Source organism: Micromonospora sp. CMU55-4 (assembly GCF_011602315.1).
In the GTDB taxonomy this organism is placed as follows: Bacteria; Actinomycetota; Actinomycetes; order Mycobacteriales; family Micromonosporaceae; genus Micromonospora; species Micromonospora chalcea.
The window spans coordinates 213,455-229,359 of the sequence record NZ_JAAOLH010000004.1; the positions used below are offsets into that span (position 1 = coordinate 213,455).

12 protein-coding genes are annotated in these 15,905 nt (G+C 70.5%); 5 read left to right on the forward strand and 7 right to left on the reverse strand.

What is annotated here, in order from left to right:
- Window positions 1-7 precede the first annotated feature (7 nt).
- The 5 genes from HA073_RS09420 (at window position 8) to HA073_RS09440 (ending at window position 7,993) form a co-directional block, all read left to right on the forward strand.
- Window positions 8-1,501 (forward strand): family 43 glycosylhydrolase, encoded by a 1,494-nt coding sequence (locus tag HA073_RS09420; RefSeq protein WP_166456173.1) that lies wholly within the window; start codon window positions 8-10, stop codon window positions 1,499-1,501.
- A gap of 38 nt (window positions 1,502-1,539) precedes the next feature.
- Window positions 1,540-3,057: an RICIN domain-containing protein gene (locus HA073_RS09425; RefSeq protein WP_166456174.1), complete on the forward strand. Its 1,518-nt coding sequence runs from the start codon at window positions 1,540-1,542 to the stop codon at window positions 3,055-3,057.
- Between the two features lie 60 nt (window positions 3,058-3,117).
- On the forward strand, window positions 3,118-4,560 hold the full coding sequence (locus tag HA073_RS09430) for an RICIN domain-containing protein (protein ID WP_043322973.1): 1,443 nt from the start codon (window positions 3,118-3,120) through the stop codon (window positions 4,558-4,560).
- A gap of 285 nt (window positions 4,561-4,845) precedes the next feature.
- Complete coding sequence (locus HA073_RS09435) at window positions 4,846-6,501, forward strand: glycoside hydrolase family 43 protein (RefSeq protein ID WP_187692950.1); 1,656 nt, start codon at window positions 4,846-4,848, stop codon at window positions 6,499-6,501.
- A 151-nt stretch (window positions 6,502-6,652) separates the two neighbouring features.
- On the forward strand, window positions 6,653-7,993 hold the full coding sequence (locus HA073_RS09440) for a cytochrome P450 (protein ID WP_158629871.1): 1,341 nt from the start codon (window positions 6,653-6,655) through the stop codon (window positions 7,991-7,993).
- A gap of 65 nt (window positions 7,994-8,058) precedes the next feature.
- On the opposite strand, the gene HA073_RS09445 is transcribed toward HA073_RS09440, so the two are convergent.
- Genes HA073_RS09445 through HA073_RS09475 form a run of 7 tightly spaced genes read right to left on the reverse strand, consistent with a single transcriptional unit; the run spans window position 8,059 to window position 15,703 of the window.
- Entirely contained in the window at window positions 8,059-9,249 is a 1,191-nt protein-coding gene (locus HA073_RS09445; protein WP_166456175.1) for an acyltransferase, read from the reverse strand.
- Window positions 9,246-10,562 (reverse strand): glycosyltransferase, encoded by a 1,317-nt coding sequence (locus tag HA073_RS09450; RefSeq protein WP_104112261.1) that lies wholly within the window; start codon window positions 10,560-10,562, stop codon window positions 9,246-9,248. The genes HA073_RS09445 and HA073_RS09450 overlap by 4 nt, the downstream gene beginning before the upstream one ends.
- 20 nt (window positions 10,563-10,582) lie before the next feature.
- Window positions 10,583-11,503, reverse strand: a complete 921-nt coding sequence (locus HA073_RS09455) for a diacylglycerol kinase family protein (protein WP_043322980.1) — start codon at window positions 11,501-11,503, stop codon at window positions 10,583-10,585.
- On the reverse strand, window positions 11,490-12,485 hold the full coding sequence (locus HA073_RS09460) for an NAD(P)-dependent oxidoreductase (RefSeq protein WP_166456176.1): 996 nt from the start codon (window positions 12,483-12,485) through the stop codon (window positions 11,490-11,492). Before HA073_RS09460 ends, HA073_RS09455 begins: the two co-directional genes overlap by 14 nt.
- The gene (locus HA073_RS09465) at window positions 12,485-13,534 is read right to left on the reverse strand and encodes a thiamine-monophosphate kinase (RefSeq protein ID WP_069088338.1); all 1,050 of its coding nucleotides are present in this window, start codon (window positions 13,532-13,534) and stop codon (window positions 12,485-12,487) included. The genes HA073_RS09460 and HA073_RS09465 overlap by 1 nt, the downstream gene beginning before the upstream one ends.
- A gap of 1 nt (window position 13,535) precedes the next feature.
- On the reverse strand, window positions 13,536-14,522 hold the full coding sequence (locus tag HA073_RS09470; RefSeq protein ID WP_069088339.1) for a UbiA family prenyltransferase: 987 nt from the start codon (window positions 14,520-14,522) through the stop codon (window positions 13,536-13,538).
- Window positions 14,519-15,703 (reverse strand): aminotransferase class I/II-fold pyridoxal phosphate-dependent enzyme, encoded by a 1,185-nt coding sequence (locus HA073_RS09475; protein WP_205796674.1) that lies wholly within the window; start codon window positions 15,701-15,703, stop codon window positions 14,519-14,521. The genes HA073_RS09470 and HA073_RS09475 overlap by 4 nt, the downstream gene beginning before the upstream one ends.
- Window positions 15,704-15,905 lie beyond the last annotated feature (202 nt).

Sequence of the window (15,905 nt, forward strand, 5' to 3'; positions counted from 1 at the left end):
AGGGCACATGCCGCTTCGACACCTGCTCCGCACGGCCCACCGGGCCGGCGCGGCGCCCGCACGCCGTCGCCGGCGGCCGATGCTGGCCGCGGCGCTCGCGGCGATCGCCGTGACCGCCGGCCTGCCGCCGGCCGGACCCGCGCAGGCCGCACCGGCGGTGAACCACACCAACCCGCTGGTCAACCAGCGTGCCGATCCGCACATCGTCAAGCACAGCGACGGCTACTACTACATGACCGCGACGGTGCCCGAGTACGACCGGATCGTGCTCCGGCGGGCCACCACCCTCCAGGGACTGGCCGGCGCCGCGGAGACGACGATCTGGCGCCGGCACACCAGCGGAGAGATGGGCGCCCACATCTGGGCGCCGGAGATCCACTTCATAAACGGCAAGTGGTACGTCTACTTCGCCGCCGGACGCACCGACGACGTGTGGCGGATCCGGATGTACGTGCTGGAGAACGCGAGCGCGAACCCGCTGTCCGGCTCGTGGACCGAACGCGGCCGGATCACCACGCCGTGGGACACGTTCAGCCTGGACGCCTCCACGTTCGTCGTGAACGGGGTGCGGTACCTGACCTGGGCCCAGCAGGAACCCGGCATCTCCACCAACTCCAACGTCTACCTCGCCCGGATGGGCGCCAACCCGTGGCAGATCACCGGCACGGTGACCCGGCTGGTGGTGCCGACGTACGACTGGGAGACCCGGGGTTACCGGGTGGCCGAGGGCCCGACGGTGATCCAGCGCAACGGCCGGGTGTTCCTCACCTACTCGGCGAGCGCCACCGACGCCAACTACTGCCTCGGCATGCTGACCGCGTCCGCCGGCGCGAACCTGCTCGACGCCGCCGCCTGGAGCAAGAGCCCGACCCCGGTGTTCGCCAGCAGCGCCGCCACCGGCCAGTACGGCCCCGGACACAACTCCTTCACCGTCTCCGAGGACGGGCAGAGCGACATCCTGGTCTACCACGACCGCAACTACCGGGACATCAGCGGCGACCCGCTCAACGACCCGAACCGGCGGACCCGGATCCAGAAGCTGTACTGGAACGCCGACGGCACCCCGAACTTCGGCATCCCCGTGCCCGACGGGGCCACCCCGGTCCGGCTGCGGTCACACGACCTGACGACGAGCTACGTCCGGCACTACGACTACCGCGCCCGCGTCGAGCCGAACGTGACGAAGCTGGCCGACTCGCAGTTCCGCATCGTCCCCGGCCTCGCCGGCGGCGGATCGGTGTCGCTGGAGTCCACGAACTTCCCCGGCTACTACCTGAGGCACCGCGCGTTCGCCCTCTACGTCGAACGCGACGACGGCTCCGCCCTGTTCGACAACGACGCGAGCTTCCAGCGCCGTCCCGGCCTGGCCGCGCCCGAGGCGCTCTCGCTGGAGTCGCAGAACTACAGCGGCCGGTACGTCCGCCACCGCGACGGACTGCTCCAGCTCGAAGCGGTGGACACCAGCGCCGACCGGGCCACTGCCACCTTCCACCTGGAGTAGGCGCCCGCAAACCGGCGTACCCCCTTTGGAGGTCCACGATGCTCAACCCCGCAGTGACGTCGCCGCCCGGTGCCCGACGGCCCCGGCGGGCCGGCCTGGTGCTGGCCCTGGTGGCGGCGGTGGCCGGCGCGATCGGCGTGGCGGCGGTGGCCGCGCCGCCGGCGCAGGCCGCCACCATCGACACCAGCGCCTGGTACGTGCTGGTCAACCGCAACAGCGGCAAGGTCGTCGACCTGTGGGAATGGAACACCGCCGACGGCGCCGAGTACCGGCAGTGGCCCGACCTCAACGGCACGAACCAGCAGTTCCAGGTCCTCGACTCGGACAGCGGCTACATCCGCCTGATCAACAGGCACTCCAGCAAGGCCCTGGAGGTCTGGGAGCGATCGACCGCCGACGGCGCCCGGATCAGCCAGTACACCGACCTCAACGGCGCCAACCAGCAGTGGCAACTGGTCCCGATCGGTACCGGCACGCCCACCACGCCGCCACCGGCCACCGGGTGCGGCAGCGGCACGTACCAGGCCGAGGCCGTGTTGAACGGTGGAACCTGGACGGCCCGCAACGGATCGTCGACCGTGTACACCGGCTCGGACATGCTCGCCGCGATGCAGGCGGCGGTGAACTCGCTGACGCCGGGACGGACCGCGAAGCAGCGGGTGGTGGTGCGCGGCTCCGGCTCGATGAGCGCGGGCTCGCGGTTGTCGCTGCCGTCGTACACGACGCTGGCGGTCTGCGGCACGATCAACGTGACCGGCTCGGGGTCGGGCGACTACGCGCCGGTCTACTCCCGCGGCACCACCGACGTCGAGGTGCAGAATCTGACGCTCACCGGTGCTCCGCTGTACGGGATCTTCATGCGCAACGTGAACAACCTGACGCTCGGGCAGATCGACATGCGGCTGTCCGGCGGCCTGGGCGTGCGGATCGACAACCACGGTGGCGACCGGGCGGTCAAGGTGCGCAACGTGCGCATCGACACCGTGTACGTGTCGGGGACCGGCGCGCACGGCGTCGAGACGTACGGCGTCGACGGCCTGACGATCGGCACCGTCACCGCGCGCAACACCGGATACTCCGGTCTGCTGCTCAACGACACGATCAACGCCACAGTGGGCACCGTCGACGCGCAGGGCGCCGGCACCGGAACCGGCTACGCGGCGTTCCGGATGGCCAACCGCAACGGCCGGATCGGCAGCTCGTACCCGACGAACATCCGGGTCGGCACCGTGATCGCGTCCGGTGGCGGCCGGGGGATCTTCTGCGTGTCGGAGTCCGGCGGCGCGGTCGTCGACCGGGTGACGATCTCCAACACCGGCAACAACTCGATCCTCGTGGAGAACTGCTACAACGTCACGATCGCCGGAGTGTCCGGCACGGTGACCGGCGGCGGCGAGGTGCGCATCGCCTCCCGGACCGAGTTCCCGATCTCCTCGGGCATCCGCTTCCAGAACCTCACCGTCACCAACACCAACATCACCCAGAGTCCCTGCGGCGGAGCGAACAACACGATCAGCAACGTCACGCGGGTCAACTCGACGCTGACCTGGTGTTGAGCGCCGCAGGCGCACCCCCGCACCACCCACCCACCACCACCGTCCACCGGAGGAGTCCCCGTGACAACGGCTCTCACCACCACCGAAAGGCGCCGGCGGCACCGCTGGCGGTCAGTGGTCGCCGCCGCCGGCGCCCTCGTCGTCGGCACCGTCGGCGCGGTCGTCGCATCGCCCTCGGCCCAGGCCGCGACCATCGACACAGGCGCGTACTACGTGCTGGTCAACCGAAACAGCGGCAAGGTCCTCGACGTCCGGGACACCTCGACCGCCGACGGCGCGGTGATCCAGCAGTGGTCCCGCAACGACGGCGCGTGGCAGCAGTTCCAGTTCGTCTCCTCCGGCAGCGGCTACTACCGCCTGCGAGCCCGCCACAGCGGCAAGGTGATCGACCTGTGGGAGTGGAACACCGCCGACGGCGCCGAGTACCGGCAGTGGCCCGACCTCAACGGCACGAACCAGCAGTTCCGGGTCCTCGACTCGGACAGCGGCTACGTCCGCCTGATCAACAGGCACTCCAGCAAGGCCCTGGAGGTCTGGGAGCGGTCGACCGCCGACGGCGCCCGGATCAGCCAGTACACCGACCTCAACGGGTGGAACCAGCAGTGGCAACTGGTGCCGATCGGCGCTGGCAGCCCCGGCACGCCCCAGACAGGGCTGGTCGGCTGGGCCACCCAGAACGGCGGCACCACCGGCGGCGGCAACGCCGCCGTCACGACGGTGACCAGCGCGTCCGCCCTGTCCAGCGCGCTCGGGTCGTCCAGCGCCGCGGTGATCCGGGTCTCCGGCACCATCTCCTGCTCCGGCATGCTGCGGGTCCGCTCCAACAAGACGATCCTCGGCAACGCCGGCGCGACGATCTCCGGCTGCGGATTCACCGTCAGCGGCGACCGCAACGTCATCGTCCGCAACCTGAACTTCCGCAACTGGAACGATGACGCCATAAACGTCGAGCAGTCGGCCACCAACATCTGGATCGACCACAACAGCTTCACCAACGGGTACGACGGCGCTGTCGACATCAAGCGCGGCTCCGACTTCGTCACCGTGTCCTGGAACCGCGTCTACGGTCACGACAAGTCGATGCTGCTGGGCCACAGCGACGACAACGGCAGCCAGGACGTCGGGCACCTCCGGGTCACCTACCACCACAACTGGTTCGACGGCTCCAACCAGCGCCACCCGCGGGTGCGCTTCGGCAACCCGGTCCACGTCTACAACAACCTCTACAGCAACGTCGGCGGCTACGGCGTGGCGTCGACGATGAACGCCGGGGTGCTCGTGGAGGGCAACTACTTCGAGAACACCGCCGACCCCTACCACCGGGGCGAGGGCTCCTCCGGCCCCGGATCCCTGGTCGCACGCAACAACTGCTTCGTCAACTCGGGGGCCGGGCAGGCCGGCGGCAGCGTCGCCGGCATCCCGTACCCGTACACGATGGACGCCGCCTGCGACGTGAAGTCCGTCGTGACGGCGGGCGCCGGCGCCGGCCGGATCAGCGTCTGATCGCGCGCCGCCTGGCGCCACCACGTCACCGGCTGGGCCGGCCCGGGCTTTCTCGGGCCGGCCCAGCCGCCGGAAGCAGGGCCGGGCCGGGCTCTCATTGCGGGGCCGCCGAGGGGGTGACGGGATGAACTATCGGAAGAAGTTCCGGAAACAGAAAGCGCTAACAGAACACAGATGTACTGGTCGTCGACATTGTCACTAGAACGCTTCAACGGATAGTCTGTGCCGGTCGGGCGATCGAAGTTCGCCGAAACTTTCGACAAGCTACCGCTACGGAGAAGCGACATGACGACCGCAACAAAGAGCCCCGAAACAGCCGGGCCCCACGGCGGCGAGGTGCGCGGCCGTCTGATCCGAAATCCGGTTCTTCCCGGCTTCAACCCCGACCCGTCGATCTTGCGCGTCGGCACCGATTACTACATCGCGACGTCGACCTTCGAGTGGTACCCGGGTGTCCGCCTGCACCACTCGACCGACCTGGTGCACTGGCGCCCGCTCGGCGGCGTCCTCACCGAGCGGCGTCTTCTCGACCTCACCGGAGCGGGTGACTCCTGTGGCGTCTGGGCGCCCGATCTGTCCTATGTGGATGGCGAATTCCATCTCCTCTACGCCGACGTCGCCAGCTTCGCCAGCGGGTACTGGGATCCCCAGAACTACCTGGTGACCGCGTCCGACCTGGCCGGGCCCTGGTCGGATCCGGTGGTGCTGCACGGGCGCGGGTTCGACGCGGCGTTGTTCCACGACGAGGACGGCACGACCTGGATGCTGTCGATGACCGCGGACTGGCGGCCCGGCCGCGACCGGTTCGCCGGCATTCAGATCCAGCAGTACGACCGTGAGGCCCGTCGCCTCGTCGGCGCCGAACGGGTCATCTTCCACGGCACCACGGTCGGCGTCACCGAAGGGCCGCACCTGTACCAGAAGGACGGCTGGTACTACCTGGTGACCGCGGAGGGTGGCACGTCCTGGACGCACCAGGTGACAGTGGCCCGCTCGCGTAGCCTGTTCGGGCCGTACGAGGTCGATCCGGCCGGCCCGATGCTCACCTCGCACGGTCGTCCCGAGCTGGAGCTGCAGAAGGCCGGCCACGGCAGTCTCGTGTCCACGCCGGACGGGCGTTGGTACCTGGCGCACCTGACCGCCCGGCCGTACACCCCACTCGGCCGGTGCGTGCTCGGCCGGGAGACCGCGATCCAGGCCGTGCAGTGGCCGGAGGGGGAGTGGCCGCGCATCGAGGGCGGGGTACCGGCGGTGACGGTGCCGGTGCCAGGCGAAGCCGAGCCGGCAGAGGATCCGACGGAGGACCGGGACGACTTCACCGGGCCGGTGCTCGGCCCGGAGTGGTCGACGCTGCGCCGCCCCGCCACTGCGGACTGGGTGGACCTCACGTCGCGTCCGTCGTACCTGCGGATCCAGGGCGGGCAGTCGCCGGTCGGCCGCCAGCGTCCGAGCCTGGTCGCGCGCCGTGTGACCGCGCAGCAGTGCGAGCTGACCGCGCATATGCGCTTCGAGCCGGCCAACTACCGCCAGCTCGCCGGCGTCACCGCCTACTACAACACCCGCAACTGGCACTTCGCCTACGTGACCGCCGACGACGACGGGCGGCCGGTACTCGAGGTGATGTCGTCCGACAACGGCCGGCGGGCCATGCACGACGCGTGCCGCGTCGAACTGCCGGAAGCGGGGGAGATCACGCTGCGGGTCACCTTCGACGGTCCCCGTGTCACGTTCGCCTATCAACCAGCCGGCGCGGCGCACTGGATCGGGCTGCCGGCGGAACTGGACGCCACCATCCTGTCCGACGAGTACGCGGCGACGCTCGTGGACGGTGAGCCGGAGGGCTGGGGCTTCACCGGCGCGTTCGTCGGCCTGTGGGTACAGGACCTGGGCGCCGAAGGCGGATACGCGGACTTCGACTGGGCCTCGTACCGCTCCTGGTGACTAGTGGCCGGCCTGATCGCGGCCGGGTGTGTGCGCCGTCCCCGGCGTCCGCGCCCGGCCGCGTCGCGTTGCGCACCCGGTCGGTCGACGTCTCGGCGCGGCACGTGGAAACATGGTCGACGTACGTCGATCGATCGAACGGGGGATCATCGTGACGACGCAATTGTCAAAGGCCGCCGTCGTGCCGGGTCCGGCCGGGCATCCGCTCCTCGGCATGCTGCCGGCGCTGCGCCGCGACCTGCTGGGCACGATTCTGGACGGCTTCCACACGTATGGCGACGTGGTGGCGTACCACGTCGGACTGCCCCAGGGGCCGCGCGCCGTCAGCATGGACGTGGTGAACGTGCACCACCCCGACGGCATCCACCAGGTCCTCACCACGCCGCAGGTGTTCAGCCGCCGCGCGAGCGCGTACGAGATCCTCCGCGAGTTCATCGGAGAGGGCCTGCTGACCAGCGACGGAGACCGGTGGCTGCGACAGCGGCGGACGCTGCAACCGCTGTTCACGCCGCGCCGGGTGGCCCGCTACACCGAGCTGATGACCGAGGAGGCAGCCCGCGTCGCCGACGACATGGCGCTCACCACGGGATCCGTCGTGGACCTCTACCAGGTGATGCAGCGCTACACCATGCGTGTCGTCGGCCGGGCGCTGTTCGGCGACGACATCGACGAGGTCGTACCCCGTCTGCAGGAGCTCATGCCGATTCTGGGCGACCTCGCGCTGGCGCGCGCCCTGCAGGTGGTCAAGCTGCCGCTGAGCTGGCCGACGCCGCGGGCACGCCGGATCGGGCAGGTACGCGCGAGTCAGTACGAAATCGTCGACCGCATCATCGCCGATCGACAGGGCCGGGCGGTCGGGGAGGGTAAGGAGGATCTGCTCAGCCGGTTGTTCGCGGCCGAGGATCCGGAGACCGGGCAGGCGCTGTCCATCGAGGAGATCCGGGACCAGGTCCTGGTGTTCCTGCTCGCCGGCCACGAGACGACCTCGGCCGGGCTGGCCTTCACCATGCACCTGCTGGGCCGCCATCCCGACGTGCAGGAGCGGGTCGCGGCCGAGGCCGCCACGGGCGACGGGGAACTGGTGCGGGCCGCGGTCCTGGAAGGCATGCGGCTGTACCCGCCCGTGTACAGCATGGAGCGGATGTCCGAGACGGACGTCGTCGTCTCCGGTCACCGGATTCCCGCCAACACCAAGGTGGTACTCGCTCCCTGGGTCACGCACCGGCACCCGGAGTTCTGGCCCGACCCCGAGCGTTTCGAGCCCGACCGGTTCCTCGGCCGGCAGGAGCGGCCGCGCTATGCGTATTTCCCCTTCGGTGGCGGGCCGCGTAGCTGCATCGGGGAACACTTCGCGCTGCTGGAGATGACCGTACTGCTGAGCGCGTTGCTCGCCCGCTATCGCGTCGACACGCGCGACGAGAGGCTGGAGCTCGTACCGATGGTCACTCTGCGTCCGGCCGGCGCGGTCCGGGCCACGCTGACCGTCCGGTGAACCGGCGCCCTGACTGATCCGACGGGGTCAGCCAGGGCGCGTCCGGCTCCGGTGAGGGTCGGTCGCTACGTGACCCGCGACCCTTCGCCCTTCGCGGCGGGCACCGCCTCGACGGCTGGTGGAGCGCCAGTCACCGCGGCGGGCCGGGGATCGGCGGCACGCCTGCGGGGCCTGGCGAACCGGCGCATCATCGGCCGTTCCACGCTGACGTGCAACAGCGACGCGAGGCCGAGCGTCACCAGGTACGCGCCGACCATGACGGCCAGCGCAGCGGCGACACCGAAGCCCTCCGGGGACATGTTGCCGGCGCCGTACAGCACCAGGATGTGGATGAGATAGAAGGCGAAGGACGTGTCGCCCAGCCAGCCGGCGACCGGCCCGCGCAGTGGTGAGCGGTGCCCCTCGACGTCGGCCCGGGCTGCGGCGGCCACCAGCAGCGCGAGCGGGACGACCATCGCCGCGACGACCGAGTAGAGCAGCGGCACGACCTCGGAGACGCCGTAGAAGGCCAGCGTGACAAGTGCGGCGGCGGGCAGGCTCAGCCGGAACCACAGGCCCTGCATGACGAGCCGGGCGATGACGATCCCGAGGAGGAAGTCCAGCATCCGGATCAGCGGAAACTGTTGCACGAACCAGAACTGCGGAAATGCCGCATCCGCATAGGTGTACGTCGGCTCGGCGGGAAGGAACGCCGTGGAGACGACGGGGGCGACGAGCATCGCGGCGACGATGCCACCGGCGATCCACCAGAGCCAGACGGCGGAGAGCCGCCGGAAACCGGCGAGCAGCCACGGGAACGACGCATAGAAGAAGATCTCACAGCTCAGCGACCAGCTCGGCGGATTGATTCCGTTGAAGATGAACTCGTCCGGAATCCAGCTCTGCACCAGCGTGATGTTCGCCAGCGTCGGCCACAGCGGCGCGCCGCCCCGGATCAGGACCATGAGAACGACGACCACGGCGCACACGACCAGATGGTTCGGCAGGATCCGGGCGGCCCGGCGGCGCCAGAACTGGCGCTTCGGCTCGTGCTCCGGAGCCGACCAGGTCAGGACGAAGCCGCTGAGGATGAAGAAGAAGCCGAGGGCGGCAGAGCCGGTCCGGCTGAGGACGGCGAACCACCAGTCGTCGATCCGGTCGTCGGCGAAGAAGCCGAACAACGTCGTGTGGGAGAAGAAGACCGTCACGGCCGCGATCCCCCGCAACCCGTTGAGCGTCGGCAACTGCCGGGCCATGCGGCCCGCCTGCTGTGTCATCGGCGGCCACCCTCCGTGGTGTCGGACAACTCCTGTCGGCGTACCGGCCGGCGCGTCCGGAACGCCTGCTCCGCGATGTCGGCCGCGCGCCGTACGCCGTCCAACTCCGCGATCCTGCGCTTGTAGTGCTGGGCCTTCGCCCGGTAGGCGGGGTCGCCGCTCACCCTGTCGACGGCCGCACGAAGCCGCCCCGGAGTCACCTTGTGCACCGGGATGAACTCGCCCGCGCCGAGGTACTTGAGCCGGGCCGCCACGCCCGGCTGGTCGTTGCCCACGGGTAGCGCGACCATCGGCACGCCGTGGGCGAGGGACTCCAGCGTGGTGTTGATTCCGGCGTGCGTGATGACGAGGGACGCCCGCGCCAGCAGGTCGAGCTGTGGTGCGTACCGCACCACGATCGGGTTGCCGGCCAGGTCGGCCGGCGGCTCGACATCCGTGCTGCCGAGGGAGACGACCAGTTGCGCGTCGAGTCCGGAGCACGCCTGGGCGATCGCCCGGAATATGTGCGGGAGGCGGTTCTGGAGGGTGCCCATCGACGCGTAGATCAACGGGCGACCGTCGAGCTTCTCCCACGGGAAGGACACCGGCTCGGTGCTGTCCTCGTCATGGAACGGCCCGGTGTAGTGGAACGTGTCCGGCAACCGGGTGCGCGGGAAGTCGAAGAACGGCGGCTGCTGGGTGATCTGGGCGAGGTCCGAGCCGTCGTTGACTCCCTTGACCGGCGGCAGGCCCCATGCGGCGCGACGTTCGTTGATCCGTTGCACCACCGGCCGGATGACCCAGGCGATCACCTGGTCGCCCAGCATGTTGCGCACGCGCGCGAGCAGTGAGGGATGGTACGGCCACGCCGTCATGAACGGCGGTACACCCGGCTCGGTGTTCAGCGCCAGCGCGTTGCAGACGTTCACGACCGGAAGGTCGAGGTGTTCCGCGACGGAGTTGCCCGCGCCGTAGACCTGGTCCACCAGCAGCGCGTCAATGCCGTGCCGCTGCACCAGCCCCGGTAGGTCCCGCAGGAGGACCTCGACCTCCCGTACGTAACCGCGGACGATGAAACGGATCGCGGCCAGACCGGTCAGCCGGCCCTGTTCCTCGGAGAAGCGGGCCAGTGTGCCGACCGGAAACTCACGCTCGCCGATCGGTGCGAAGGCGAACCCGGCCGTGAACGACCTCGTCCCGGCGTCCGGCAGGGAGACCAGGGTGACCCGGTGGCCGCGTCGGAGCAGTTCCCTGCCGAGCGTCGCCATCGGGCTGAGCTGACCGGTGTAGTCGGGGACCACCAGTCCGATGTGGAACGTGTTCGGGGCAGGCATGTCTCGCTCCCTCGCTGGGCTCATACCACAGTCGTCAGACGCGACTGATGTATCGAAAACTCGGCCGGGGTACGTCCGACGATCTCGCCGTCCACCTCCACCGGCAGCGGACTGTCCGCGTCGACACGCACGGTGCGCACCTCCTGCCGGTGGATCGCCGGGTGTCCCGCGGCGGCGCCGCGGAACACCCGCCACATCAGCCCGGCCACGCCGGCCCGGCCCACGCCGGCCACCCGCACCGCGTCCAGGTAACCCGCCCGCGGCGGCTCGGCGCGGCCGAAGGTCAGCCCGCCGGCGAAGTACGGCACCTTGAGCACGGCCAGATTGGTGATGATCTGGTGCGACGGTTCGCCGTCGAGTTCCAGCCGCACCGCGACGGGCCGCCAGCGGGCCAGCGTCCGGATGCTGGACGCCGTCTCGGCGAGTTGGAGGTTGAGCCGCTTGAGGACCCGGTTGGCCGGTGTCTTCTCGGTGAACCGCTGGCCGATCACGCTGATCAGCCCGACCGTGCAGCTGACGAGGAAGTACCTGTGGCCCCGGGTGCCGTCGGGCCGGGTGAAGGTCACCTCGCCGACATCGGTCTCCCGGTCGCGGGCGCGGTCGAGCAGACCGCCGAGGTCGGCGACCGGCCGCAGGCCGCGGGCGAAGTCGTTGCAGGTGCCGGCCGGCACGTACGCCAGCCGCACCTTCTCCCCGCCCGCCACCAGCACCCCGTTGGCGACCTCGGACAGTGTGCCGTCACCACCGACCGCCACCACCGTGCCGTACCCGTCCTCCACCGCCTGTCGCCCGAGCGCGATGCCGTGCCCGGGGTGGCGGGTGAACCAGCAGTCCGCCTCGGGTAGCTCGGTGGCGATCCGCTGCTCGATCGTGCGCCCGCGCTGGACCCCGGAAGCGGGGTTGACGATGCAGACGGCCGGGCCGCGCTCACCGGCCGCCATGTGCCTGCTCCTTCGTCAGGTCCGCCAGGGAGTGGCTCAGCGCCTCCGCGAAGCCGACCCGTGGTGAATAGCCGATCGACCGGATCCGGCCGACGTCGTACCGCATTCCTCCGGCGACGGACCGGACCGCGTAACGGGTGAGCAACGGCCGGCCCGACCCGGTGCCGATGCCGGCGAGCCCGGCCAGTTCGGACAGCGCGCCCACGGCCAGCGCCGCGCCGAACGGGACCGACGAGGTCGGTGGCCTTGCCCCGATCCGCTCGGCCACCGCGGCGAACAGCCGCGCCAGGGTCAGGCCGTACGAGTCGCCGACGATGAACCGCCCACCCGCGCACCCGGGTGCGGTGCCGGCCAGCACGATCGCGTCGGCCAGGTTCGCGCTGTACGTCAACTCGATCGGGGGCGCGCCGCGGTCGAACTGGACGAGCTTGCCGTCTCGCAGTCCGCGCACGAGCTCGGGCAGGAAATTGCGGTCACCGGGTCCGAAGACCCAGGCGGGGTACACCACAGTGACGTCCAGGCCGTTTCCGTGGTACGACCACGCCACGTCTTCCCCGGCAGCTTTCGACAGCGGGTACGGGTATCGCGGCACCCGCCGCGGTGACGCCTCGTCGATGACCTTCGCGGCGTCGAAACCGAAGACGTCGACGGTGCTCAGGTAGACGAACCGGGAGACGCCGCAGCGTCGCGCCTCGTCCAGCACCGCCCGGGTGCCGTCCCGGTTCACCTGCCAGATGCGAGGGCCGGGCCGCCAGTCGGTCAGATCGGCGGCCGCGTGCACCACGAGGTCGACGCCCGCGCAGGAGCCACGCAGCGACTCCGGATCGGTCAGGTCACCGAGGTGCGCCGCGTACGTCGCGTGGTCCGGTGCGGGCGTCCGCACCAGCCCTCGTACCGACCAGCCGTTCTCCGCGAGCGCGGCCGCGACCGCGCGGCCGACGCAGCCGGTGACACCCGTCACCAGCGCGACACGGGACCCCATCACGAGCCGCCCGTCAGCAGTGCACGCAGGTCGGCGAGCAACGACCCGGCCGGGTCGAGCGCCCGCATGCGCGGCAGCAGGGTGCGCAGGTCCCGGCGCTGGCCTGACTCGTCGATCAGCAGCAGTTCCGGGCCGGCGACGAACTGTCCCACGTGCGCGGGCTGGAGGCCGCGCTCCGACATCGCCCGGGAGCATCGCTCCGCGTCGGCCGGATCGATCGCGTACAGCAGCTCGAATTCGCCCCACTCCGCGGCAGCCGAGCACCACCGGGGCAGGCGGGCCGCCTCCGCGACGGCGGAGGCGATCGGCGCGTACACCTCGTCGTGCAGCACCACCTCGACCCCCAGGCCATTGAGCTCGGCCAGGCTGACCGCCGCGCTCAACAGGCCGTCGCTGGTGTCGATGCACGCCCGGGCGTACCGGCGCAGTGGATCGCCCGCGGCCACCCGCGCCTCGGGCAGCCACGGATCGCCCGCCGCCGTGCCGCCCAGCGCCAGGGTGCGGAATCCGACCGCGTTGCCGGCTCCGACCGGACCGGTCACGTAGAGCGCGTCACCGGGCCGGGCGCCGAGCCGGCTCAGGACGGAACCGCGGCGCAGCGTACCCAGGGCACACGAGGTGAAGCTCTCCTCGTTGGCCCAGTTCGTGTCACCTCCAACGACGTGGCAGCCGTAGCGTTCGGCGGCCTCGGACGCGCCGCGCCCGAACTCGCGGGCGTCCTCGAGAGTCCATCTGTCCCGGCGCAGCGAGCAGGAGACGAGCACGGCGACCGGGTCGGCGGCCACCGCGGCGAGGTCACTCACGCTGACGGTGGTGGTCAACCATCCCTTCGCGTACGGCGTGGTGGCGGTGGCCAGCTCGGCGCCGTCGTTCAACGTGTCGACGGTCAGTGCCAGGAGCCCGCCGGCGCCCAGATCGAGGAGTTCGGCGTCGGCCTCGAAGGCGTTGTTGAGCTGCCGGGGCGACCGGACCATGCACTCGCGTATCGCGGTGATCAGGCTGCCCTCGGCCGCGTTCAGGGACAGCCGGTTCCAGGCGGTGGAGGTCATGTCATGCCTGCCGGGAAGACTGGGTCGCGCGCAACGTCAGCTCCAGATAGGCCATCATCGGAACGGCGACGACGAGGAAGAGCGTCGGCCGGTGCAGCGCGCCGAGCGACAGGAAGAACAGCGTGGTCGCCCTGATGAACCAGACCAGCGCCTCGTACGCGCGGGTCTCCGGCGCCCTGATGAGCGTCACGAGACTCTGCGTGAACCCGAGCCCGGACGCGACGAGCAGCGCCCAGAAGACGACCTCGGCATAGGCGCCCGCGCGATCGGCGCCCGCCACGGCCGCCGCGCCCGCGGCCACCACCGCCACGACCGGGAACACCACGGCGATCCGGCTGGAGGCCCTGGTCCCGATGGCCACCGGCAGCGTCCGGTAGCCCGCGACCCGGTCGCCTTCGATGTCCTTGAAGTACCCCACGAGGCAGAAGCCACTGAACGCGACCGCGACGAGCGCCGTCTGGAACCAGGTCACCGCCGGGATGTCGAGCCATCCCGCGTCGGGTCGGACGGCCACGGCGCCGAGCACCGTGAACAGCGCCATGTCGACGCCGTTGACGAGGTTGCCCAGCATGGGGATGCGCTTGGTCCAGGAGTAGACCAGGTGACCGCCGATCGCGATGACGCTCCACAGGGCCAGCGTCGGTGCGACCACGACAGCCACCAGCATCAGCGCGGTGGACAGCGCGAGCGTCAGCCCCAGCCCGACGTGGGGGTTTATCAGCCCGGTGACGAAGGGGCGGTCCGGCGCGTTGACGGCGTCGGCCTTGCGGTCGAACCAGTCGTTCATCACCACGCCGACGCCGTATCCGAGGGTGCAGAACAGCAGCCCGATCACGATGCTCGCGGCGCTGGCCCCGACCGGCGGCGCCGTCATGCCGACCAGACCGGCCGACAGCGAGAAGGGCACGAAGTGGAGCCGCCACATCCGCGCCCAGGCCACCAGCAGGTCCCGGGTGCTGACTGCGGGTTCGAGCCGGCTGACGGTCATCGGTCCTCCAGGTGCATCAGGTCGCGGACTTCGGCGAACACGGCGACGACGCGCTTGAGCTGCTCCGACGTGTGCGTGGTGGCGAAGCTCGCCCGCAGCCGGGGCGAGGCGGCCGGGGGGACCACGGCGTTGACGTACACGCCGCGGTCCAGCAGGCTGCGCCACGCGAGCAGGGTCTGCTGGACGCCGTCGAGCCGCACCGACACGATCGGCGTCTCACTCGGTATCGGGTCGTAACCCAGGGCGGTGAGCTCGCGACGCACGTACGAGGCGTTCTCGACCGCCTGCCGGCACAGCCACGGTTCCGCCCGCAGGATGCGCAACGCGGCGTAGGCGGCGGCCAGGTTCGCCGGCGGCGCGGATGCGCTGAAGATGAGGCTGCGCGCGTGGTGGCGGAGGTACTCGATGACATCCTCCGGACCGAGCACCGCGCCGCCGATCGACGCCAGCGACTTGCTGAAGGTGACCGTGACGAGGTCGACCTGATCGGTGACGCCGAAATGGGCGCTGGTGCCCCGGCCGTCGGCCAGCACGCCGATGCCGTGCGCGTCGTCGACGAGCAGGCGGGCGCCGTACTGCCGGCACAGCCGGACCACCTCGTTCAGCGGGCACAGATCGCCGGCCATCGAGTAGACGCCGTCGACCACGACCAGCCGGCCGGCGTCCGAGGGGCCGGCCGCCAGCTGCCGCTCCAGGTCGGCCATGTCGTTGTGGGCGAACCGGCGGGTCTTCGCCCGGCTCATGCCGCAGCCGTCGTAGGCCGAGGCGTGCGCCTCGCGGTCGAGGATGACCTCGTCGTGACGAGACAGCAGCGACGCGATGACTCCGACATTCGCCTGGTAGCCGGTCGGGAACACCAGAGCGGCCGGCATGCCGAGGAACTCGGCCAGCTCGTGCTCCAGCTCCTCGTGCAGAGGTGTGTTGCCGTTGAGCAGCCGAGAGCCCGTACGCGACGACCCGTACGCCTCGATCGCCGCCTGCGCCGCTGCTTTCACCTGGGGGTGGGAGGTGAGTCCGAGGTAGTTGTTCGAGCCGCACATCAGGATGTCGCCGTCCCCGGTCTGCGCGACGGTCGCGTCCTGCCCCTCGAAAGGAGTGAAGTACGGGTAGAGCCTGGCCGCGCGAGCCTCCCTGCTCTCGGTGTACGACCGGCAGCGGCCGAAGATGTCCACTGTCACCACGTTCGCGTAACCCCTCTCGTCTGGTACCCCGTGTGCATCAGGTCATCGGGCGGACCTGCTGCCCCAGCTGTCGGCGAACTCGCTCCGGACGGCGGCGCACCGCCGACCGGTTCCGGCCGGTACGGAACCGCTGTGCGGAGGGAGGTGGGCGATCGGACGCGGACGGCGTACGGAGGCTCTGCGGGTGGGTGCCCGCCGAGGC

Bases quoted from the DNA above. Each gene is read 5' to 3' on its own strand.
- HA073_RS09420 (WP_166456173.1), top strand. From the start codon at position 8: ATGCCGCTTCGACACCTGCTCCGCACGGCCCACCGGGCCGGCGCGGCG.
- HA073_RS09425 (WP_166456174.1), top strand. From the start codon at position 1,540: ATGCTCAACCCCGCAGTGACGTCGCCGCCCGGTGCCCGACGGCCCCGG.
- HA073_RS09435 (WP_187692950.1), top strand. From the start codon at position 4,846: ATGACGACCGCAACAAAGAGCCCCGAAACAGCCGGGCCCCACGGCGGC.
- HA073_RS09445 (WP_166456175.1), bottom strand. From the start codon at position 9,249: ATGACACAGCAGGCGGGCCGCATGGCCCGGCAGTTGCCGACGCTCAAC.
- HA073_RS09450 (WP_104112261.1), bottom strand. From the start codon at position 10,562: ATGCCTGCCCCGAACACGTTCCACATCGGACTGGTGGTCCCCGACTAC.
- HA073_RS09455 (WP_043322980.1), bottom strand. From the start codon at position 11,503: ATGGCGGCCGGTGAGCGCGGCCCGGCCGTCTGCATCGTCAACCCCGCT.
- HA073_RS09460 (WP_166456176.1), bottom strand. From the start codon at position 12,485: ATGGGGTCCCGTGTCGCGCTGGTGACGGGTGTCACCGGCTGCGTCGGC.
- HA073_RS09465 (WP_069088338.1), bottom strand. From the start codon at position 13,534: ATGACCTCCACCGCCTGGAACCGGCTGTCCCTGAACGCGGCCGAGGGC.
- HA073_RS09470 (WP_069088339.1), bottom strand. From the start codon at position 14,522: ATGACCGTCAGCCGGCTCGAACCCGCAGTCAGCACCCGGGACCTGCTG.